The sequence below is a fragment of the Xanthobacter sp. NM-25 genome, assembly GCF_022138605.1.
GTDB lineage: Bacteria > Pseudomonadota > Alphaproteobacteria > Rhizobiales > Xanthobacteraceae > Xanthobacter.
Window position 1 is genome coordinate 421,159 of record NZ_JACBFS010000004.1, and the last position, 21,435, is coordinate 442,593.

The window sequence follows — 21,435 nt, forward strand, 5'->3', positions numbered from 1 at the left end:
AGCCGCTTCGGCGGTTCCGGCCAGTCTCTCGACAGCATCGAGAATTTTCCGGCCGCGCCGGTACGGCGCGGCCGGAGACCTCGACTGCGCGAGAGCAGGAACCATAACCATGAGAAGCTATATCGAGCAGCGATCGCAATGATGATCGCTCCGTTTCCTGAAATCCGCTTTTGCGGATTTCAGGCGGCCTTGACGATGCCGACCACAACGCCCGCCACAGCGCCGGCCTCGTCGGCAAACGGCAAATAGAGCCGGACGATGCGGGCAGACCCACCCGGAAGCTGCGCCTGGTCTTCCATCATCAGCGTGCGCCCGGATGCGAGAACGATGGCCGCCTCATTGTCCGCATCCGCGCTCGACGGCGTGAGCCGGCCGACCGGCTCGCCGGCCAAAGCAACTCCATAGAGCCGGTCGACATCCTTGCCGCTGCGCTCGATCCTCAGCGGCTCATCCGATTCGGACGGGCGCCGGATCACGACGATCACATCATCCAGATCGGCCAGACGCTCGGTGATATTTCCAGCCAGCGGCATGGCTGCGCCTTCACCGCGCGCAAGCCAGACGCGATAAAGCTGACCTAGCGCTGGATGTCGGTCCGCCAACAATCGAGAATCCATGCCGGAATCCGTCGTGCCAAGGCTAACCAGATTTTCTGGTTATCTGTATTTCGGTTTAATTGATCTGCCGGTTTCGTCAATGACCGGCAGGGCATATGCAAAAAACGCTTCGCTCGCCAAGGCATATGCGTCTGGTTCAGCTCATCGTCGACAAGCGCCGGGAGGCCGGCATGAGCCAGTCCGATCTGGCCGAAGCGCTCGGCCGATACCAGTCCGTCGTTGCCGCCATCGAATCCGGCGGCCGTCGCATCGATGTCGTCGAGTTCCTTGAGTTGGCCGAAACGATCGGCTTCGATCCCCATGACGTCATCCGCGAGGTATCTGCAATTGCGACGAAGCGTAAAGCGAAGCGAAAGACGTGATGATCGAACATCAGTGCAATTATCCCAACGCTGACAAATTCTCACCCCCTATATTTTTGAGATGCTAGGCATCGCCCTTCGGGTCGGGCTCTACGCCTCCTGCGGTGGCTCCCGAAGCCCCTTCCGGGTTTTCGCCTCCGGTAACAATCCCTTCTATAATCGGACCTCGGACATCAAGGCACGACCGCCTTGTTCAAATCAGTCAATGAAGAGAGGCACCTGGCCCGAACCTTCGCTTGGTTGAACTGGCTATTGCGGGCATAACCATGTCAATCGGCGTGGAAACCTGACCCCCTATCGGCGCCGAATGTTGACCCCTGTCTGGGGCATTGACCCCACTGCCGCGGAGCGTTGATTTGGCGCAGCGGCAGTGGGGTCAATGGTGGCGGAGGTCAGGCGCGGTTCTTGAAGCGCCAGCTCTCGTTTCCGGTCTCGACGATGTCGCAGTGGTGGGTGAGGCGATCGAGGAGCGCCGTGGTCATCTTGGGGTCGTTGAAGACGCTCGGCCACTCGCCGAAGGCAAGGTTGGTGGTGACGATGACCGAGGTCTGTTCGTAGAGCCGGCTGACGAGGTGGAACAGGAGCTGGCCGCCGGACTGGGCGAAGGGCAGGTAGCCGAGCTCGTCGAGGACGATGAAGTCCTTGCGGGAGAGATAGTCGGCCATGCGGCCCTGGCGGCCGGATCGAGCCTCTGCCTCCAGCTTGTTGACGAGGTCGACCACGTTGAAGAAACGCCCCCTTGCGCCGCCTCGGATGGCGGCACGCGCGATGGCGATGGCCAGGTGGGTCTTGCCGGTTCCGGTCCCGCCGATTAGCACGACGTTGCGCTGGTGGGCGAGGAAGTTGCCGCCGGCAAGGTCGCGCACCAGGGTCTCGTTGATGGGGGTGTCGTCGAACACGAAGTCGTCGATGTCCTTGGCGAGGGGCAGCTTGGCGATGGTGATCTGGTACTTGATGGAGCGGGCCTGCTTCTCGGATATCTCCGCCGACAAAAGGTCGCCGACGATGCGCTGCGGCTCATGCTGGCGTTTGACGGCGGTGGCGATGATCTCGTCGTAGGCGGCCTTCATGCCATAGAGCTTGAGCTCGCCCATGGCCTCGAGGATCTGGGAACGCTCCATCATGGGGATCTCCTCAGCAGGTCGTATCGTGAGCAGTCGGCGCTCGGGGCATGGCGTAGGCGCAAGGCATCGGGCGTGATGATGGTGATGGGGGCTGCAGGCTCACGGCGTCGGGCGAGAATGTTGAGGATCACGTCGGCTGAGTGGACGCCCTGGCCGAGAGCTTCGGCGCAGGCCGCATCGACCGCGGGCAAACCGTCGCTCAGCACGCTGGTGAGGATGTCCACCATCTGCCGGTCCCCATCGGTGGCACCGGTGAGCTTGCGCCGGACGCGATCGAGGCTGGTGGGCAGAACCCAGTCCTTGAACGGAGCCCCGTTCCTGAGGGCGCCGGGCTTGCGCGCCAGCACCGGCACATAGTGCCAGGGGTCGAAGATGGTCTGGTCCCGGCCGAAGCAGCGCGGGTGGGACCCGACCTGCCGCCCATCCTGGCGCAGCTCGATCCGCTCCGCATAGGCCCGGACCTCGACCGGGCGTCCCACGGCGCTGGCGGAGACTGAATACCGGTTGTTATCGAAGCGGACCAGACAGGTCTTGGACACGGAGGCGGGCACGGAATGGAAGCCGTCGAACCGGCCGGCATAAGGCACCAGGGCTGGACGCTCCGCTTCGAAGGTCTGCCAGATGGTCTCCTCCCGCCGCTCGGGATGCGGGTGCCCCTTGGCGTAGGCGATGCACTGGTCCAGCAGCCAGGCGTTCAGCTCGTCATAGCTCTTCACCCGAAGCCGGGGGGTGAAGAAGCGCTCCCGCACCAGGCCGACCTGGTTCTCCACCTGCCCCTTCTCCCAGCCTGAGGCCGGCGTGCAGGCCACGGGATCGACGAGAAAGTGGCTGCACATCTGGAGGAAGCGGCGATTATAGGCCCGCTCCTTGCCCACGAAGATCGCATCGACCGCGGTCTTCATGTTGTCGTAGATGCCGCGGGTGCAACAGCCCTTGAAGAAGGCGAAGGCCCGATCGTGGGCGTCGAATACCATCTCCTGCGTCTCGCGCGGATAGGCCCGCACGAACAGCATCCGCGAATGGCACAGCCGCACATGGGCGACGCGCACCGACACCGTGGTGCCGTTGATCAGGACGATCTCGTGGCTCCAGTCGAACTGGTAGGCCTCGCCGGGCGCGAAGCTCAGGGGCACGTAGGCCGCAGCCGTCATCGTCGCCTGCGCCCGCCGCCAGCCCTTGGCATAGCGGCGTAGCGCATCGTAGCTGCCCTCATACCCCTGGTTGCGCAGCTCCTCGAAGATGCGGATCAGCGTCAGCCGCTCCCGCGCCGGCTTCCCTTCGTTGCCGGCGAGCAGCCCATCCAGGGCTTCCCGCCAGGGCCCGATCCGCGGCAGCGGCTGCACCTCCCGCTCGTAGCTGAAGGCCGTCGCTCCGGTCCGCAGCACCTTGCGCACCGTGTTCCGTGAGACGTGCAGCTCCCGCACGATCTCCTTGATGGACTTGCCGCGCACGAAATGCTCGCGCCGGATCCGCGCAATCGTATCCACGCCCTTCATCCCCAGCCCGCCCGTCGCAACAAAACGACGGACAATGAGCTGAGAGGGGGGTCAAAATTACACGCCGATCCCCCTCACAACGGGGTCAATCTTCCATGCCGAAACACAAAAATGACCCTTTCGGAGCCGGACACCAACTCCTTCCGCCGAAAGCTCAATCGTACCAACTTGCCATGGCGAACGACGATGGTGTCGAGCCTATACCGCCGGTGGCGTTGCTGGCCGTGCTGAGGCGGGAAGATCGTAAAGCGCCTGGAAGACCCGCTCCTCCGCCGTGTCGCGCTGCTTGCGGCCGTTTTCGATAGCCTCGGAGACACGGTCAATCGCCTCCCGCTCACGACGCAGATTGCCATCGTCCTCCGGCAGTGGCTGCCGGCGTTTCTCGATCAGGCGCGCGAGTGCAGCGACGCCATGCATCCATGGGCTGAAGGATTCCGACATCAGGTAGCGGCTCGTGCGCATGGGATGGAGCCATTCGAGCGTTGCCGCGGTCCAGGGATTGGAGGCCATACGCACGAATGGGCTGACCATGGTCTTGTAGAACTGCTCGTTCACCTCTGAGCGATGGCGAACCTGCTCGAATGCTGCCCGGGGCGTCTCGAACCGCAGATCCTCGACGGCCCGCTCGTCGAACCGGACCGAGTATTCCGGCTTGCGGCAGTCCGGATCGCCGGTCGGATTGTCGATCTTCATCTCGTAGAGACCGGGAGCGAGGGTCTCGATCTCGCCGAGGCTTTCGAGGATTGCGCGATGTTCGAACCTCGCCACCTTGGCTGACACGAAAATGCCGAGATGGCCGGCATGGGGGTTCGTCAGGTAGATGATGCGCTGACCAGCGGCCTTGAGATCGTCGGTATCTTTGTACACCACCGGGATCCAACCGAGCGCCTGGTGCGGCGGGGTGATGTTGTCGCCATAGGAGGCGAAGATCACCAGCGGATTGCGAATGCGCCGAAGGTCGGCGACGCACCCTTCGCAGATCCGCATCTTTCCCTCCTCGAGGCGATTGCCGATGAAGAGGTTCTCGACGATGGCGACGATCTCTTCCCGGCTGAGCAAATAGAAGCCATTCCACCACCGCTCGAACTCCAGGAAGCGCTCCCGTTCCGTGTCGACATGCGTGAACAGGTTGGCGTATTTTTCCCAGACGGCTTCGGGCTGAAGATTCTCGAAATTGAAGGCGAGCCACGCACCGTCCAGGCGGCCGTCGTTGAGATCGGCGAGAAGATGGGTAGCCCAGACGCCGCCAAGCAGCCCGCCGGCGATCCGCATCGGATTGACGCCTGATTCTCCCGCCCAATAGGAGAGCGGAGAGCCGTTGAGCACGGCCGGGCCGACCAAGCCTTCGCAATCCGCCGAGAGCAAGGTGATCGCCCAGCCGGCCTGACAGTTGCCATAGAGCACCGGAGGCTTGCCGGGGTGGCGTTTGACCACGTCCTCGACGAAGCGCCGGAGCGTGTGCAGCACATCGGCTAGGGTTTGGCCCGCGCAGGGTTCAGGAAAGAAGGAAACGAAATAGACCGGATAGCCCTCGTGCATGGCGATCCCAACCTCGGAGTCGCGCTTGAAGCCGCCGATGCCGGGCCCATGGCCGGCTCGAGGGTCGAGGACAACGACGGGCGGCTTCGCCGGATCGACACAATCCTCAATGCAATCGTCGCCGATCCGGGTAATCCGCAGGAGGGCGTAGTTGACGGGTCGCTCGAAGCGGCGGGCATCGACCAGCGTCTCATAATCGAAGTCGAGAAGCGGCGGCTTGCCGGCCCGCTCATGCGCGATCATGTTGTTGGCGCGCTGGCGCAGCGTATCCCAGAACAGAATCGACCGTTCGAAGAAATCCCGCTGATAGGCGAACGGATCATCGATGTTGATCGGCGGTCCGGCTGGATTCGCCGCGACGGCCGGTTCCGGGCTCTTCAGCGCGGCGGCCGCTGCGATATCCCGCCGAACAGCCAATTGCCGACCCGGCGACGCCTTCGGCTGGTCAATCAGCGCGGAATCCGATCTTGCTTCGGGCATCACCATCTCCATCATCCGATCTTTAGGGCGAGGACGTTGAACAGCGGCCAGAAGTCAGGATGCTGTGTCAGCCATATACCAAGGTCTCGACAAGACCCCGCCGAACGCTCTTCAACCCAGCGTGCGGCTAAGATGCCTTGACGCTGCTTCTGGCGTCAGGGGTTTCAGTTGCTTGCTGACGAATCTCACCTGCGGTCTCCCGTGCCATGTTCGCGCAGTATTGCTGGACCTTCTGCGAGAGCTCGAGCCAGGTCTTCGTCTGCAGCGACGTCTCTTCCAGGATGGCCGCCATGACGCCCGATTCTGCGGCGACCACGTCCTGCGGTCGCCGGCACTGGACGAATTCCAGAAGCGAGCGTCCGATACGCTCGTTGGCGCCGAGGAGAGTGCTCATCTGAGCGCTGTATGTCTCGCCATAGGCCTTCTGCAGATCGGTCGTGAATGCCTGGAACCGTTTGAACTGGCCGTCGAGCTTGCCGGTATTGTCGACGCCCGACAGTCCCCACCATGTGAATACAGCGTTCACGCGATCGAAACCAACGGGCGCTTCACTCTTCGTAGCCATTGTTCTCTCCTTCATTATTTGGTTGCGGCTTCAGGAATTCGACGTTCGGTTTATTGTCACGGGTCGCTTTTTTCGCTCTCGCGGTCAGTGGAGAGCCTCAAGCGCCAACGCGACCCCCTGACCGCCGCCGATGCACAGCGTCACCAATCCGCGCCGGATACCGTCTCGGTGCATCGCGTGAAGGAGGCGGGTCGTCAGCACGGCTCCTGTCGCACCGATCGGATGGCCATGTGCGATGGCGCCGCCCTCGACATTGACGATGTCCTCGGGGAGCCCGAGTTCCCCGATGAGCGCCAAGACGATCGCCGCGAAGGCCTCGTTGATCTCCACGCGCTCGACGTCGCCGAGCGTCCAACCAGCGCGATCCAAGGCCTGCCGCACCGCGGGAACAGGCCCGAGACCGAACAGGCCGGGTTCGACCGCGCCGACCCCGAAGGCCACAAGACGGGCCATCGGCGTCAGGCCATGCTTCTCGGCCCAGCGGGCATCCGCAACGATCATGCCCGCGGCGCCGCTGTTGAGGCCCGGTGCATTGCCGGCGGTAATGGTTCCATCCTTGCGGAAAGCCGGCTTCAGCTTGGCCAGCGACTCCAGCGTTGCGTCCGGGCGGTTGTGCTCATCCTTGTCGAAGATCGTCGGCCCCTTGCGACCGGGGATTTCGATCGGCGCGATCTCGGCATTGAACATGCCGGCCGCCTGCGCCGCGCCAAAGCGCTGCTGCGTCCGCTCCGCCCAGCGGTCCTGCGCCTCGCGCGTCACCTGAAACTTGCTGACGAGGTCCTCGGTCACCAAGCCCGAGTGGTGATCGGAGAAGGCGTCGTTGAGGCCGTCGCGCAGCATGCTGTCGTAGATTTGGGCATCGCCCATGCGGTAGCCCCACCGTCCGCCAGACATCAGGTAGGGCGATTGGTCCATGTTCTCCATGCCGCCGGCGATGGCGCTCTCGGCGAGGCCGAGCATGATCTCCTGCGCGGCGGTCGCGATCGCTTGTGCACCCGAGCCACATACCCGGTTTATGGTCATCGCTGGAACGCCGACCGGAATGCCGGCCGTGATCGCCGCCTGCCGCGCTGGGTTCATCTTGGCGCCGGCCTGGACGACCTGCCCCATCACCACGGTGCCGATCGCGCCGTCTGCGATCTTCGCGCGCGACAATATTTCCCTGATCACCACCGCCCCGAGATCGGGTGCCGCTATGTCCTTCAGCGTTCCGCCATACGTGCCGATGGCTGTCCGCACCGGGGCGCAGAGCACGACGTTCGACTGTGCCATGTGGATGTCCTTTCTATTTCCGGGGGGCGCCATGCCATGAACAGGCCGCCATTGGCGGTGACCTTCGAGCCCGTGACGAACGTTGCCTCCCCGCTCACCAAGAACCGGACGATGCGTGCGACCTCGTCGGCATTGCCCAGCCACCCGACAGGGATTTGCCCCTCGATTTTTGCAAGAGTATCTTCAGACATGGCATCAAGCGTGTCCGTTGCGATGTAGCCGGGCGCGACAACATTCATCTGTGTTCATTGCATTCATCCGTCCTGGGGCGGCGACTTGGTTTCGTCGGCGAGACCGCGAGCTCGTTGGCGAATGCGCTCGGCCTCATCGCACCGGCAATCGAGAAAGCCGTGGACCGGACAGGTCAGGCACATTTCCTCGAGCCTCTTGCGGAGCGCCTGGCGCCCCCTGTGGAGCCTGACCGCGATGTTGTTGAGCGTGGTGCCGAGGCTGGCGGCGATCCGATCACGCGGCTCGCCAAGAATGTCAGAGCGCCAGACGACGTCGGCATATTCGGGCTTGAGCGTCGGTAGCAGCTTATGCAGGCAGTTACAGACGGCCTCGTCGGTTTCTCGATCCGGCTCGATCGGCAGGCTCTCCACATCCGACTGGTCCATGTCGACCTCCTGGCGACGGCGTCTGATGGCGCGTCGCTGGTGATCGACGAGGGTGGTCGCCAGAATGCGCCCGAGCCAACCGCGAACCGTGCGGACGTCCCGCAACTGCCAGGCGCGCTCGAGCGCCCGAAGCGAGAACTGCTGCAACAACTCTTCGGCCTCGTCCCGGCTGCCTACCCGATGATGCAGAAAGACCAGAAATTCTTCGCGTGCCTCGACAAGCGCTCGTCGTACAGCCGCGTCCGCCGGCTTCGCGGCTTCCTGTCCTTCCGCATCACCTTCCGAATGCCGGACATCCTCTTCATGCCTATTGGTCATCGTCCAGCCAAATCTTTCAATGGTTGAGACGTATTCTTAAACTGTCCCTATCAGAACCAGACAGAATTTGACGTTACGACCGCACCCACCCACGTTCTTTAACGCAGATCAAGCTTTCCTCTGCCAACCCTCGTTATGAATTCCTCTTGGATATCTGCCTTTCTGGCTGCGGCGGGCTGCTATCGCGGCGGGTTCGGAACGGAGCGCCCCCCGCCGGTGCTTCGCACGCCGCCGTAGAGCTTTGGCCAGAGGTGGGAGGGCTTACGACCATGCGAGCAAGGAGTGTCGGAGTGGCGCTGAGCTTGCTTCTGCTTTCTGGATTGGCCCACACCACGGCAGCGGCCCCTAGCGGCGACAGCAGGGTCGTCAGCGATGTCCAGATCTATATGGGAATCCTGCTGTCGGAATTGATCCGCGGTCATCCGCAAGGCCACACGGAGAATTCCATGCATAGCGGGCAGCCCGCCACCCGCGGGGAATTCCATATCGTTGGGTCACTGTGCAAAGCCTCCGCTTTTCGCTGGATGGGAAACAGAGTGAGCGGGCACATCGACATCCGCCGCATCAATCTTGTGTAATCGCTCCCAGTTCTGGATGTAATCGCGGGTCAACGGCGCGGCATTGACACGCTTACTCACCTGAATCTGGAAATTGATCAGGCCACCGTGACGAAAGGCTGCTTCGCAACTGGCCAGGTAGAATTCCCACATGAGACAGAACCGCTGGTCATAGATTTCCGCGACGCGCCCACGGTTTGCGATGAAGCGTTGCCGCCACGCCTTCAGCGTTTCTGCATAGTGCAGCCGCAGTATCTCGATGTCGGTGACGTACAGCCCCGCCTGCTCGATGGCGGGCAGAATCTCTGACAGCGCCGGGACGTACCCACCCGGAAAGATGTACTTGTTGATCCAGGCGTTGGCCGCGCCCGGACCATCGGCGCGCCCAATCGTATGGATCATTGCGACCCCGTCGTTCGTCAGGAGGCTCCTGACCTTCTTGAAGTATTCGCGGTAATGTCCCACCCCGACATGCTCGAACATGCCGACCGAGACGATGCGGTCGTACCGGCCTTCTTCTTGGCGATAGTCTTTCAGTAGGAATCTCACCCGGTCCCCCAAGCCGGTCTCGGCAGCGCGGCGTTCGGAGTATGCGTGTTGCTCGGTCGAAAGTGTCAGGCCTGTCACGTCAACAGCGGCGATCTGGGCAAGATAAAGGCTGAGCCCACCCCACCCCGATCCGATGTCGAGAATCCGCTGTCCTGAGCTCAGTAGCAACTTAGCCGCCAGGTGCCGCTTCTTTTGTTCTTGCGCGCGCTCAAGGGTGTCGTCGCTAGAATTGTAGTACGCACAGGAATACTGACGGTCTGCGTCTAGAAATTGCTCATAGAGTGTGTCCGAGAGGTCGTAGTGGTGCGCGACGTTCGCACGTGCGACTGGGATGGGATTGTGCTGAACAAAGCGTCGGACGAGGCGACTCAGGGATGCACGCGCGCGCCTTACCCCTTGGCCAGAACTCGAGCCGATGTTTGAAAAGCAGATATCCAGAAAACCGTAAATATCCCCGTCATCCACCAATAGCGCGCCATCCATGTAGGCCTCGCCGAGGGCAAGATCTGGATTGAGGAGCAGGCGCGGAATCACAGCTGGATCCACAATACGAATCGTAATCGACGGTGTGCCATTGCCGATGTGATGGATGCCTCCGTTCGGAGCGATCACAGTCAATCTACCGTCGTGGATGATCTGCCCGAGCATCTTCCGCAACAGGAGCATTGTCGCATTCGTGCTCACGTTTTTGAGCGACCGAATTGGGCTTGATCGGCTCACTTCGATATCAATCGATTGGTGCCTCTCAGAAACGGCGGAAGCAGACGAAGGATCGGATGGGATGCTCATTCTCGGACCCACGCTGACGACGGTTGGCTGCCAATCAACCCTGCAGGGCGGGCGCGTTCTTTGATTGGAGTTAAACATCGGTATTCGATGATGGCTTCAATCGATCGCCGATGAGAGCGGCCGCGACGACGGCTCGGGTGCCCCGTGAATGCACGATCGACCCAAGGAGATCTTCAATGGCATTGATGAGAGCAGCCGTTTTGTCGAGCCTGGTCGCATTGTCCTTGATGAAAAGGCGATTCCAGAGATTGGTCCGCTCGACGCGCTCATCAGGATTGCGGCCACGACGATCTGTGGAACTGACGTGCATATTTTCAGGGGCGAGTATCCGATGGAAAAAGGCCTGACCATTGGTCACGAGCCGGTCGGAGTGATCGAGAAGCTCGGTTCTGCCGTTTCCGGCTTTCACGAGGGCCAGCGTGTCATCGCCGGCGCGATCACACTAAGCGGTCACAGCAATGCATGTCTTTGCGGCTATCACTCGCAGGACGGCGCGGGCACCAGGCACGGCTGGAAACCGGCGGGCGGCTGGAAATTCGGCAATACGATCGATGGCTGTCAGGCCGAGTTCGTGTGCGTCCCCGACGCCATGGTCAATTTGAGTCCCGTACCGGACGGTTTGACCGACGAACAGGTGCTGATGTGCCGGACATCATGTCGGCAGGCTTCGTCGGTGCAGAGAATGGAGACATCCGCATCGGCGATAGCGTCGTGGTTTTCGCTCAAGGGCCGATCGGGCTTTGTACCACCGCCGGCGCCAAATTGAGAGGCGCCACGATTATCATCGCCGTCGATGCAATCGCCGAACGAATGGCCGTGTCGCACATGCTCGGCGCGGACTTCGTCGTCGATTTCAAGAATGCCGACCCCGTCGAGGAGATCATGAGGATCACGGATGGCCGCGGGGTCGACGTCGCGATCGAAGCGCTGGGGACGCATACAACCTTCGAGGCTGCGTTGGGCGTGCTTCGGCCGGGCGGCACGCTGTCGAGCCTCGGCGTCTACTCGACCAATCTTCGGATTCCGCTCGCGGCGTTCGCCGCAGGGCTGGGGGACCACAAGATCGTCACGGCGCTGTGTCCGGGCGGCAGGGAGCGGATGCGGCGGCTCATGGACGTGATCGCTTCCGGCAGGATCGATCTGACGCCGCTCGTCACTCACCGCTACAAGCTCAACGACATCGAGAGTGCCCATGAGCTTTTCTCCAATCAGCGTGACAGGGTGTTGAAGATTGCCATTACGCCCTAGTCCCTGCAGGGCAGCTTGCGGCTAGTACGTCGAACCCGTCCACGCGTTTTGCTACATTTCTCTATGAGGCGGCGCGACACAGCAGCTACTCCGCGACCAAGCCATTTGTGATCGCCGCTTTGTCGTACAGGAATACGATGTTGGGATCGGGAAGGTCGCGAGCTCGGTCTTTGCCCTCGAAGTCAAAGCGGGTCAGGAGATCTCGGATGACATTGAGCCGCGCGTTCGGCTTGTCATCAGCACGCACAACCGTCCACGGCGCAAATGGCGTGTGCGTGCGCGCCAACATCTCGTTCCGCGCAGCACTGTAATCGTTCCAGTGCTTCGCCGCCGCATCGTCGATGGGGCTGAGCTTCCATTGCTTGAGCGGATCGTCGCGGCGATCCTTCAGCCGGCGCTTCTGTTCGGTTCGTGAAATATCCAGATAGTATTTGAGGATGGTGACACCACAGTGAGCGAGCAATTGCTCGAACAACGGAGCCGTCATGAGGAACTCGTCATATTCCTCGTTGGTGCAGAATCCCATCACCCGCTCGACACCGGCGCGATTGTACCAACTGCGGTTGAACAACACGATTTCCCCGCCTGCCGGTAGGTGCGGCACCCACCGCTGAAAATACCACGACTTCTGATCGCGATCGGATGGTTTACCCAGGGCGACCACGCGGGTCTCCCGTGGGCTGAGATGCTCGATGATTCGCTTGATTGTTCCATCCTTGCCGGAAGTGTCGCGCCCCTCGAAGATCACAAGCACCTTTTTGTCAGAACTGATGAGGTACTTCTGGAGACGCGCCAAGTCTACTTGAAGGTCATGAAGTGCCTCCTTGGCCGCCGCACGCTTCTGTTTTTCGCCCATTTGGAACTCCTGCTGGTATGCGCGCTTTTGATGCTGGTTCCTCGCTGAGGCGATCCAGACTTAGCGAGCGAATTCGATCATGGCGTCGTTTCGAGCAGCCCGCGGCAGCGGCCATGTACCAGAAGCCTCGAAATGCCGATGCTTGCGACGAGACCTCCCACGACGACGACGGCCGCGAGCATGAAGGGTGCGTTCGGCAAGAAGGCGAGGCCGAACAACAGACCTCCGGCGGCCGATCCGCTAGCCTGGCCCAGACTTGCTGCCGCGGTCTGTCTGCCCAACTCGATCCCTTGCCGCTCATCGGCATTGAGCGAAATCCAATAGGTCGCGATGGGGGAAAGGATACCCGCGCTGGCCGCGATCGCCGCCACGACGACGGCGGTGGACATGGTCGCTTCCGCGAATGGCACGGCCGCGACGCTCACCGCCAAGACAGCGAGGGCGGGCGTGAGAAACCAGCGTGTGACCTCTGGCTTCACGAGCGGCGAGAAGACTACCGTTTGGGCGACCAACATGACGAGGCTGCACACGCTGAACATGAGCCCGATCTGGTAAGTGCTCATGTTGAGAATTTGCGTTCCGCGAAGCGCCAGGCTGACTTCGAAGGCTCCCAGAGCCGCGGCGGTTGCGAATGAGATAATAAGCAAGCGTGGCAACGCAGCACCGGCCTCAGGCCCGCTTGCAGTCCCCCCCTCGCCAGGGCTGCGCTGAACAGAGCCGGGCACGAAGATCCATATTGCCAGCGCCACAACGAGCGAAAAGCCCGATATGGCAAAGTAGGGCGAACGAGAGGCCGCAACCTCGCCCGAGCCTGGAACGAGGGCAGCGGTAACAACTACGGTGAAGCTTCCCAGCATCGGTCCGACCAGAAAGCCGATGGCGCCGGCAATGTTGAGCAGAGCAAAGCGGCGCGCGCGCCATTCCCTGGACCGAGCATAGTCGCCGACAAGAGCATAGGCCGCCGGCACAATGGAAGCGGCGAACAGCCCATTCAGGAAGCGGCCGAGATAGAGCAGCGGGAGGCCATCGGCAACCGCAAACAGTGCCAGGGTCAAGGAGAATCCAACCAGTCCCGCGAGCAGCACGGGGCGGCGGCCATGCCGATCCGCAAGGCGGCCCCATAGAGGTGCGAACAGAAACAGCGCGAGGGTGTAGGTGCCAGTCAACATGCCGGTGTGCCGCGACACAACAATGGGATCCGTCGTTCCTGCGAGCCGTTCGATCGCAAGCGGAAGTATCGGCAGAAGGAACCCATAGCCCACGGAAATCGTGAACATTGCGAGCAGCAATGACAATGCCATCCACCATCGCAGTGGCTGGAAGGCGGTTGCCCCAATCACGTCGCCGCCTCGGCCGCGGCTTCCGTTGGTCCGCTTTGGATTCTGCTGCCGCGCGTAATGCCGGCCCGCCACGGGCGGTTGAGCATCAGGACGTTGATCGCCACCAGTACCGAACGGCTGGAGATAGCGAGAGCGGCGATTTCCGGATTGAGCAGCATCGGGCGCTCACGCGGCACCGTCTACCTGGGCCCGGATCGCGGCGTCAGCCACCACCACAGCAACCGGATTTCTTCGGGTGATGACCAGCACTGGAGACCGGTTGGTCCTGATCGCTGGCAGGCACGGCGGTGTCGGGCGCCGCCGCGCTTCCGTGATTCCCGCGGGAGCCAGGGGCATTCGCCTTCTCCGAGGCTTCCGTGCCGGTATGGTCCCCGCCACAGCAGGACGACGCATTCGAAACCGAAGGCTCAGGGGTCGCCTTGGTGTGGTGGACGGAGGTGTTGCTCATTCCGATGGCTCCAGCTTTCGGGGCATGACGATCGAGGGCGGCTTTGCGGGCGCTTTCACCCTATGCCGCCCATGCCCTCCCATTTCGTCATTTTCCAGAGTAGGCGCTGGTCCGGGCAGGCATCTTTAACCTCGATTAAGGTCCGTCGTCATTGGGGCGCCCATTGTTGTCGTACTAGATGCTCCCCCTTGGACTCAACATTCCGGTTGTCTCACTTGGCCGCATTTCGACTTGCATCGCTGCGATACGCGGCGGTTGGAACAGGGAAACCCTCTGGCGCCGGGCTATGTCGCTCGGATCAAGACTCGACCTGGGCTCACGGAACCGGCCACTCAAAATGCGGCAGCGTCGCAAAGGCGGCATAGCCGAGCGCTATTGCCGCCACCGTGGCGCCCGCCAGCGGGAGCCAGAAACGAACCGGTCCCGCGGCGGCAGCGATGGACAGGCGGCCAATGGCATTCGTGGCGAGCGCCAGAAGGACGGCATGTCCGACCGCCTCAACGGTTGCCGACTGCCCGAGCAACCGCAGCGCGCTGAGCACCGCGATGTCGACGTCGAATAGTCCCGAGATGGCAGAGGTCGCCACCATCCCGCCGCTGCTTCCGACCGAAAGGGCGGCGCTCACGGTGGAGACGACTGCGAAGAGCACCGCGAACAGGATCAGCGGCCCCACCTCGAAGGGGTTGCGCGGCGATTGCGCATCTTCACCCGAGACGGTGTGGCGCGACAGCAGGATGAGACTGCCGCAGGCCGCAAAGCCGGCGAATGCGGCCAGGATGGCCAGACCCGCGACGCCCAGCACCGCCGGCGCGATGATGGCGACGATTGCGGTAACCCGGATCGCGGATACGCCCGCCGCAAGGATCGCGGCACCCGCCAACGGCCAGGGATCCCCTCCCGTCCTGGCGGTCCGCGCCAGCGACAGGGTTACCGCGGTGGACGAGATGACGGCCCCGGCAAGACCGCTGACCAGAACACCCCGGGTGGTGCCGAGAACCCGCACCGCGATGTAGCCGAGGAAGGAGATCGCCGCCGTCAGCACGGTGAAGAACCATACCTGCCGGGGATTGAAGCCGCCCCAGGGATCGACCGCTCGATCGGGCAGCAGCGGCAGGATGATCGCCGTCATCACCGCGAGCACCAGAGCCGAACGAAGCTCGATCCAGGAAATTCGCCTGAGAAGCCCGTGCAGAAGCTCGCGACTGGCGAGAACGGCGGCGAGCGCGGCCCCGCCGGCGGCGGCGGCGCGTTGATCCCCGACGACGGCAAGCGCACCCAGGGCGAACACACCCAGCGCGGCGATGGTGCCGGTCACGCTGTAATCCTCGTCGTGGAGGGATTCGCGCGCCTTGTACCAGGCGAAGACCGCGGTGAAGGCGAGGAAGCCGGCGATCAGGATGGAGGGGGCGTCGAGGCGGACGCCGAGAGCTGCCGTCGCGCCGCCGAGCAGTCCGGAAATGCCGTATGTCCGGATGCCCGCCGCGCGCCCGCCCTCCGGTGTGTCGCGCTCACGCCATCCACGCTCCAGGCCGACGAGCAAGCCGATGGCAAGCGACAGGCCGAGTTGCAAGATCAAGACGTCCATGGCTTGGTCCATGATGGATAAGTCACCCGATCTGCATAGCTGATCAGGATTTCTGCCCGTTCATCCGGAGCAGTAGCTTGTCGCACCGATGGAATGAATGCCAAAGCGCTGCCGCGATCCACGTGAGAATCCGTGGCCCTGCACATTGCGTTCAACACGCTAGGGAGCGTAGCAAAGCTGAATTTCAGCTTGGTCGCGGCGGTGCCAATGACTGCGTAGAGGCGATAGGAACCTTGGAGATACACGCCGCAGCGAGCGAAACATCCCGCGCCGCATCCTCATTTGTGCCGCCTGTAGAAACGCAGGAACTGCGCGTTGATGGCGACGATAACGGTGCTGGCGGACATGAAGACAGCGGCGACGGCCGGGGTCATCAGGAAGCCCGTTCCGAAGGTGATGCCAGCCGCCATCGGGATGGCGATTGCATTGTAGCCGGTCGCCCAGATCAGGTTCTGCACCATCTTGCGATAGGTAGCGCGTGACAGGCCGAGGATCGCGGCTACATCGCGCGGGTCGCTCCTGACCAAGACGACATCGGCGGATTCCACCGCGACGTCGGTGCCGGCGCCAATGGCGATCCCGAGATCGGCCACAACCAGCGCTGGCGCGTCATTCACGCCGTCGCCAACCATGGCAACCTGCAGTCCGCGCGCCTGCAACTCCACGATCTTCTCGGATTTCTGATTCGGCAGCACCTCGGCGAAATACTCGGCTATGCCAAGTTCCTCCGACACCGCTTGCGCGACCCCCGTGGCGTCGCCGGTGAGCATCACGGAGTCGATGCCGAGCGACTTCAGTTCGGCGATGGCCGCCTTCGATTCCGGCCGGACGATGTCGGCCAGCGCGAACAGGGCGCGCGGCTCGCCATCGCGGACGAGGATGACCACCGTCTTGCCCTGAGCTTCCAGTTGGTCGAGCCGATCGCGGCCGATCGCCTTGCCCTGCCTTGCGAGATGGCCGGGGCTCACGATACGGATGTCGGCGCCATCGACCTTTGCGACGATGCCCTCGCCGGTGATGTTGCTGACCTCGCTGGCCTTCGGGATGGTCAAGTTGCGAACTCTCGCCTCGGCTACGATGCCGTGGGCGATCGGATGCTCGGACTGGCTCTCGGCCGCTGCGGCGAGGGCGAGTTCCTCGTTCTCGTCACCGCCGGCGAGCAGCACGATGTCGCTGACGCCAAACCGGCCTTCCGTCAACGTGCCGGTCTTGTCGAAGACCACAGCGTTCAGATTGCGCGCGCGTTCGAAGGCCGCGCGGTCACGGATCAGAAGTCCGTTCCCAGCGCTGAGCGAGGTGCTGACGGCGACGACGAGCGGAACGGCAAGCCCGAGCGCATGTGGGCACGCGACCACCATAACCGTCACCATGCGCTCAAGCGCGAACTCGAGCGACTCTCCGAGAACCAGCCACCAGACGAAGAGCGTGCCGAAGCCGACGGCGAGAGCGATATAGGTGAGCCATGAGGCGGCGCGGTTGGCGATGTCCTGCGTTCTGGAGCGCGTCGCCTGCGCCTTCTTCACGAGATCGATGACTTGGGCGAGATAGGTAGCGTCGCCCGTAGCGGTCACCTCGATGGTCACGGCATTGGCGCCGTTGATCGCGCCGCCAATGGCGGTGGCGCCGACCGTCTTGGAAACCGGGCGGGATTCGCCGGTCAACATCGCCTCGTTGAAGCCGGATGACCCCTCAATGATCTTCCCGTCCACGGGCACCTTGGCGCCCGGGCGTACGAGAACCCGATCCCCCGGCTGCAATGCGAAGATGGGAACCTCTTGCATCGAGCCGTCGGCGCCGATCTTCGTAGCGCTATCGGGCAGCAGCCGGACCAGTTCCTCGAGCGCCCGCGAGGCACCCATCACGGAGCGCATCTCGACCCAGTGGCCGAGAAGCATGATCGCGACCAAGGTCACGAGTTCCCAATAGAACGGCTCTCCCGGAAAGCCGAAAGTGGTGGCGGCCGAGAAGAAGTAGGCCGCCGAGATCGCCAGGGCGATCAGGGTCATCATCCCGGGCTGCCCCTTGCGCAGCTCGGACGTGAAACCGGTGAGGAATGGCCACCCGCCATAGACGTAGGCGATGGTCGAGAGCGCGAATAGGACGATGCTGTCGCCCGGAAATGCCATTTTCTCGGCGATGCCAAACCAATGCTGGATCATCGGCGACAGAAGCAAGACCGGAGGCGTGAGAACGAGCGTGACCCAGAAACGGCGCCGAAAGTCGGCGACCATCGCGCCATGATCATGCCCGGCATGCTCGGAATGACTGGAACCGGCTGCCGCCACGATCGTGGGATCGGTGTGACGATCATCCTGCCGCAGGCTGCCAGCATGATCGGCATGACCGTTGTGATCGTGGGCATGTGGCCGGTCGGAGGTCATTCTACGCAATCCTGCTGTTTGTTGCGGCCTTCGGGAGATTGTGGTGCTTACGGAATCGATGAAGTTCGGCCTGCGCACCCCCAACGTGGGCGCACTTTCATGCCGCGCCTGTTTGGTCGCCGGTTGCTCAAGGCATGTCTTTGATCGAGGTTAAGTTCGCCGATGGGCCAAGAGGTCATGGATGAAGCTCAATTTGGCGTCGTGCACCAACGGCCGAGCAGGCACGGCTTGCCGGGCCGAATCGTGAAAGCTCGTGCGGCCAGCGATTTCGGGAAGACAAGCCGGCTCTCGGACAGAGAGTTCGCCCCACGCTTCCATGCGTGCGCTAGGCAAATTCGTCTGGTCACGTTCTTTTCATGCCGACGACCATTCGACGAAGAACCTCGTCGCGCTGGACGAAATGATGCCAGAGGGCAGCGCTCACATGAACGACCGTGACGGCGAGCAGCAGCCATGTGAGAACTCAATGGATTGGGGCGAAGGCCGTGCTGTCCACATACATCGCGACAATGCCACTAATCGGCAGCGCCTTCCGAATGCTCTCCGATCGTTCGTCCATGGCTGTGCGCTCAACTTGGAATCGGGCTGGCGCCGCGGAAGCGCATGAACACGCTCGGCGGTTCGGAACCAAAAGCCATCACGTCGTAGGTCTCGGGTTCCATTCCGGCGACGTCCATGCCGGGTGATCCCACCGGCATGCCGGCAACAGCAACTCCGCGCACGGACGGCCGGGCAGCCAAGAGCCGGGCCAAAGCCGCGGCCGGAACGTGGCCCTCGAGAAGGAAGTTCTCGACCTCGGCCGTGTGGCAGGACCAGAGCGCCGACGGAATCCCAAAGCGAACTTTGATCGCGTTGATCCTCGGCTCCTCGACGATCTTCGTGGGAAAGCCGGCCTTCGCGATGTGGTCGGCCCAAGCGCTGCAGCAGCTGCAGGACGGGTCCTTGTAGACCGTGACCAGAGGTTGGCCAGCGGCCCTGGCAGCCGCCGGCGCGAACAGTGTCGCGCCCGCGAGCAGGAGCATGCGTCTGCGGTCCATGTTCATCGGGCAATCCTCCGGCGGACGGGGAGCGCTGCGGCGCTCCCCGAGACAACGAGATGTTACTTCGACTTGTCGATCTTGGTGACCGTCAGTCGGCCGCTCACCCGATCGGCCTCGAACTTCACCTTGTCGCCCACCTTGACCGCTTTCAGCATGGCCGGGTCGGCGACGGCGAACACCATCGTCATGCCGTCCATGTCGAGGTTCTTGATCGGCCCATGCTTGAGCGTGACCTTGCCTTGGGCCTGGTCGATCTTGGTGATCTGCCCGTCGACCGGCGCGGTTTGCGCCAAGGCGACGGTCGAGAACGCGGAGATCGCTGCTGCTATCATCAGTTTGCGCATGTCTATGCTCCTTTGTTCGGTGCAACTACTTGACGATGATGGTGCCGGACATCCCGGCTTCCCGATGACCGGGGATGAGGCAGGAGAAGTCGAACTCCCCGGCCTTGGTGAATTTCCAGACGATGTCGCCGGTCTTCTTCGGGGCCAGGCGCTTGGCGTTGGGATCGTCATGCTCCATGTCCGGGTTCTTCATCATCTCGGCCATGTGCTTGAGGTTTTCGTCGAGCGTGCCGACGACGATCTCGTGATCGAGCTCACCATTGTTGCGGATGGCGAACTTGACCTGCTCGCCCTTGCGGATGTCGATCTTGTTCGGGATGAACACCATCTTCCCGTCCGCTTCGCGCATGGTGATTTGGATGGTGCGTGCTGGTTTCTTGGGATCTCCGGGTTCGCCATAGGCCCGGTCATCCCCGTGGGAATGACCAGCGTCGGCCAGCGCTGCGGTCGACAGAGTAAGGGCCGCAAGCGCGGCGATCAGGAATCGTGGTTGCACGTAGAAATCCTTCTCAATGATTGCCATGGGGGGATTTTTTGCCGGGTTTCACGACGGTGAACTCGGCAGTTTTCGTCTTGTCGAACGCGGCGGGAGGCTTGCGTTCGGCTTTTTTCGGTTCGCCCTTCCACTCGAAGGCGACCGTCCCTTCCGGGTGCTTGAACCAGCCCGGATCCTTGTAGTCGCCGGATGCGAGCCCCTCGCGCACCTTGACGACCGAGAACATGCCGCCCATCTCGACCGCCCCGAACTGGGCGAAGCCCGTCATCATCGGCAGGGTGTTGTCGGGCAGCGGCATTTCCATCTCGCCCATGTCGGCCATGCCGGCGGTGCCCATCGGCATGTAGTCCGGCACCAGCTTGCGGACCTTCTTGGCAAACTCCTTCTTGTCGACGCCGATGAAGTTGCGCACGTCGTGACCCATGGCGTTCATGGTGTGGTGCGACTTGTGGCAGTGGATCGCCCAATCGCCGGGCTTGTCGGCGACGAAATCGAAAGCGCGCATCTGTCCGACGGCGCAATCGATGGTGACCTCCGGCCAGGCCGCCGCCTCCGGCACCCAGCCGCCGTCCGTGCACGACACCTTGAAGTCGTAGCCGTGCATGTGGATGGGGTGGTTCGTCATGGTGAGATTACCGAACCGGATGCGGACTTTCTCACCTTTGCCGGCGACGATGTGGTCGATGCCGGGGAAAACCCGGCTGTTCCAGGTCCACATGTTGAAGTCGGTCATCTCGGCGACCTTCGGCACATAGGTGCCGGGATCGATGTCGTAGGCCGCCATCAGGAACACGAAGTCGCGGTCGACGCGCCGGAAGGCGGGGTCCTTCGGATGCACCACAAAGAAGCCCATCATGCCCATGGCCATCTGGACCATCTCGTCGGCATGGGGGTGGTACATGAACGTGCCGCTCTTCTGGAGCTGGAATTCGTAGACGAAGGTCTTGCCTGGCCTGATGTGCGGTTGGGTCAGCCCGCCGACCCCGTCCATGCCGCAGGGCAGCAACTGCCCGTGCCAATGGATGGTGGTGTGCTCCGGCAGCTTGTTGGTGACGAAGATGCGGACCTTGTCGCCCTCGACCGCCTCGATGGTCGGTCCTGGCGACTGGCCGTTATAGCCCCACAGGTGGCCGACCATGCCGGGCGAGAACTCGCGCACCACCGGCTCGGCGACGAGATGGAATTCCTTCCAGTCGCCGTTCATGCGCCACGGCAGGGTCCAGCCGTTGAGCGTGACGACGGGCTGATAGTCCGGCCCGCTCGTCGGAACGAGCGGTGGCTGCATGACCGATTCCTTCATGGTTGCGGCTTCGGGGATCGCAGCCGCCTGGGCGCGGCCTGAGACCGCGCTTGCGCTGATCAGCGCCATGCCACCGGAGGCGCCGAGGAAATTTCGACGTGAGATCGTCATG

The 21,435-nt window shown here is 62.6% G+C and carries 20 protein-coding genes and 1 pseudogene; 2 read left to right on the forward strand and 19 right to left on the reverse strand.

The window, feature by feature from the left end:
- Positions 1-179 precede the first annotated feature (179 nt).
- Positions 180-617 carry a hypothetical protein gene (locus MEU52_RS13675; RefSeq protein WP_183856679.1) on the reverse strand — a complete coding sequence of 146 codons (438 nt, stop codon included), beginning with the start codon at positions 615-617 and terminating at the stop codon, positions 180-182.
- Positions 618-787: 170 nt separating this feature from the next.
- On the opposite strand from MEU52_RS13675, the gene MEU52_RS13680 reads away from it, so the two are divergent.
- Positions 788-979: a helix-turn-helix domain-containing protein gene (locus MEU52_RS13680; protein WP_337927146.1), complete on the forward strand. Its 192-nt coding sequence runs from the start codon at positions 788-790 to the stop codon at positions 977-979.
- A 392-nt stretch (positions 980-1,371) separates the two neighbouring features.
- On the opposite strand, the gene istB is transcribed toward MEU52_RS13680, so the two are convergent.
- From istB to MEU52_RS13715, 8 genes are all read right to left on the reverse strand, one after another.
- Positions 1,372-2,100, reverse strand: a complete 729-nt coding sequence (gene istB, locus MEU52_RS13685) for an IS21-like element helper ATPase IstB (protein WP_238123146.1) — start codon at positions 2,098-2,100, stop codon at positions 1,372-1,374.
- Positions 2,100-3,599, reverse strand: coding sequence for an IS21 family transposase (istA, locus tag MEU52_RS13690; protein ID WP_238123030.1), 1,500 nt, complete (start codon positions 3,597-3,599; stop codon positions 2,100-2,102). Before istA ends, istB begins: the two co-directional genes overlap by 1 nt.
- A gap of 198 nt (positions 3,600-3,797) precedes the next feature.
- A complete protein-coding gene (locus tag MEU52_RS13695; protein ID WP_394117595.1) occupies positions 3,798-5,630 on the reverse strand; it encodes a DUF3141 domain-containing protein in 1,833 nt (610 codons plus the stop codon).
- 115 nt (positions 5,631-5,745) lie between these two features.
- Positions 5,746-6,183 (reverse strand): hypothetical protein, encoded by a 438-nt coding sequence (locus MEU52_RS13700; RefSeq protein WP_183856737.1) that lies wholly within the window; start codon positions 6,181-6,183, stop codon positions 5,746-5,748.
- A gap of 84 nt (positions 6,184-6,267) precedes the next feature.
- Positions 6,268-7,455 (reverse strand): thiolase family protein, encoded by a 1,188-nt coding sequence (locus MEU52_RS13705; RefSeq protein WP_183856739.1) that lies wholly within the window; start codon positions 7,453-7,455, stop codon positions 6,268-6,270.
- Positions 7,386-7,694: an SDR family oxidoreductase gene (locus MEU52_RS22010; protein WP_183856741.1), complete on the reverse strand. Its 309-nt coding sequence runs from the start codon at positions 7,692-7,694 to the stop codon at positions 7,386-7,388. Before MEU52_RS22010 ends, MEU52_RS13705 begins: the two co-directional genes overlap by 70 nt.
- 15 nt (positions 7,695-7,709) lie before the next feature.
- Positions 7,710-8,390: an RNA polymerase sigma factor gene (locus tag MEU52_RS13710; RefSeq protein WP_183856743.1), complete on the reverse strand. Its 681-nt coding sequence runs from the start codon at positions 8,388-8,390 to the stop codon at positions 7,710-7,712.
- A gap of 494 nt (positions 8,391-8,884) precedes the next feature.
- Positions 8,885-10,162: an SAM-dependent methyltransferase gene (locus MEU52_RS13715; RefSeq protein WP_183856746.1), complete on the reverse strand. Its 1,278-nt coding sequence runs from the start codon at positions 10,160-10,162 to the stop codon at positions 8,885-8,887.
- Between the two features lie 271 nt (positions 10,163-10,433).
- On the opposite strand from MEU52_RS13715, the pseudogene MEU52_RS13720 reads away from it, so the two are divergent.
- Positions 10,434-11,533 (forward strand): annotated as a pseudogene (locus tag MEU52_RS13720) (zinc-binding dehydrogenase).
- 85 nt (positions 11,534-11,618) lie between these two features.
- On the opposite strand, the gene ppk2 reads toward MEU52_RS13720, so the two are convergent.
- The 10 genes from ppk2 to MEU52_RS13770 form a co-directional block, all read right to left on the reverse strand.
- Positions 11,619-12,389 (reverse strand): polyphosphate kinase 2, encoded by a 771-nt coding sequence (gene ppk2, locus MEU52_RS13725; protein WP_183856748.1) that lies wholly within the window; start codon positions 12,387-12,389, stop codon positions 11,619-11,621.
- 77 nt (positions 12,390-12,466) lie between these two features.
- Complete coding sequence (locus MEU52_RS13730) at positions 12,467-13,690, reverse strand: MFS transporter (RefSeq protein ID WP_183856750.1); 1,224 nt, start codon at positions 13,688-13,690, stop codon at positions 12,467-12,469.
- 35 nt (positions 13,691-13,725) lie between these two features.
- Complete coding sequence (locus tag MEU52_RS13735; RefSeq protein ID WP_183856752.1) at positions 13,726-13,887, reverse strand: hypothetical protein; 162 nt, start codon at positions 13,885-13,887, stop codon at positions 13,726-13,728.
- 606 nt (positions 13,888-14,493) lie between these two features.
- Positions 14,494-15,762 carry an MgtC/SapB family protein gene (locus tag MEU52_RS13740; protein WP_183856754.1) on the reverse strand — a complete coding sequence of 423 codons (1,269 nt, stop codon included), beginning with the start codon at positions 15,760-15,762 and terminating at the stop codon, positions 14,494-14,496.
- Between the two features lie 278 nt (positions 15,763-16,040).
- Positions 16,041-18,143, reverse strand: coding sequence for a heavy metal translocating P-type ATPase (locus MEU52_RS13745; protein WP_238123034.1), 2,103 nt, complete (start codon positions 18,141-18,143; stop codon positions 16,041-16,043).
- Between the two features lie 343 nt (positions 18,144-18,486).
- On the reverse strand, positions 18,487-18,594 hold the full coding sequence (locus MEU52_RS13750) for a hypothetical protein (RefSeq protein WP_210308519.1): 108 nt from the start codon (positions 18,592-18,594) through the stop codon (positions 18,487-18,489).
- Between the two features lie 118 nt (positions 18,595-18,712).
- Complete coding sequence (locus MEU52_RS13755) at positions 18,713-19,186, reverse strand: DUF411 domain-containing protein (protein ID WP_183856756.1); 474 nt, start codon at positions 19,184-19,186, stop codon at positions 18,713-18,715.
- Positions 19,187-19,242: 56 nt separating this feature from the next.
- Complete coding sequence (locus tag MEU52_RS13760; protein ID WP_183856758.1) at positions 19,243-19,527, reverse strand: copper-binding protein; 285 nt, start codon at positions 19,525-19,527, stop codon at positions 19,243-19,245.
- Positions 19,528-19,552: 25 nt separating this feature from the next.
- Positions 19,553-20,050 carry a cupredoxin domain-containing protein gene (locus MEU52_RS13765; RefSeq protein WP_210308508.1) on the reverse strand — a complete coding sequence of 166 codons (498 nt, stop codon included), beginning with the start codon at positions 20,048-20,050 and terminating at the stop codon, positions 19,553-19,555.
- Positions 20,037-21,434: a multicopper oxidase family protein gene (locus MEU52_RS13770; protein WP_183856760.1), complete on the reverse strand. Its 1,398-nt coding sequence runs from the start codon at positions 21,432-21,434 to the stop codon at positions 20,037-20,039. Before MEU52_RS13770 ends, MEU52_RS13765 begins: the two co-directional genes overlap by 14 nt.
- Position 21,435 lies beyond the last annotated feature (1 nt).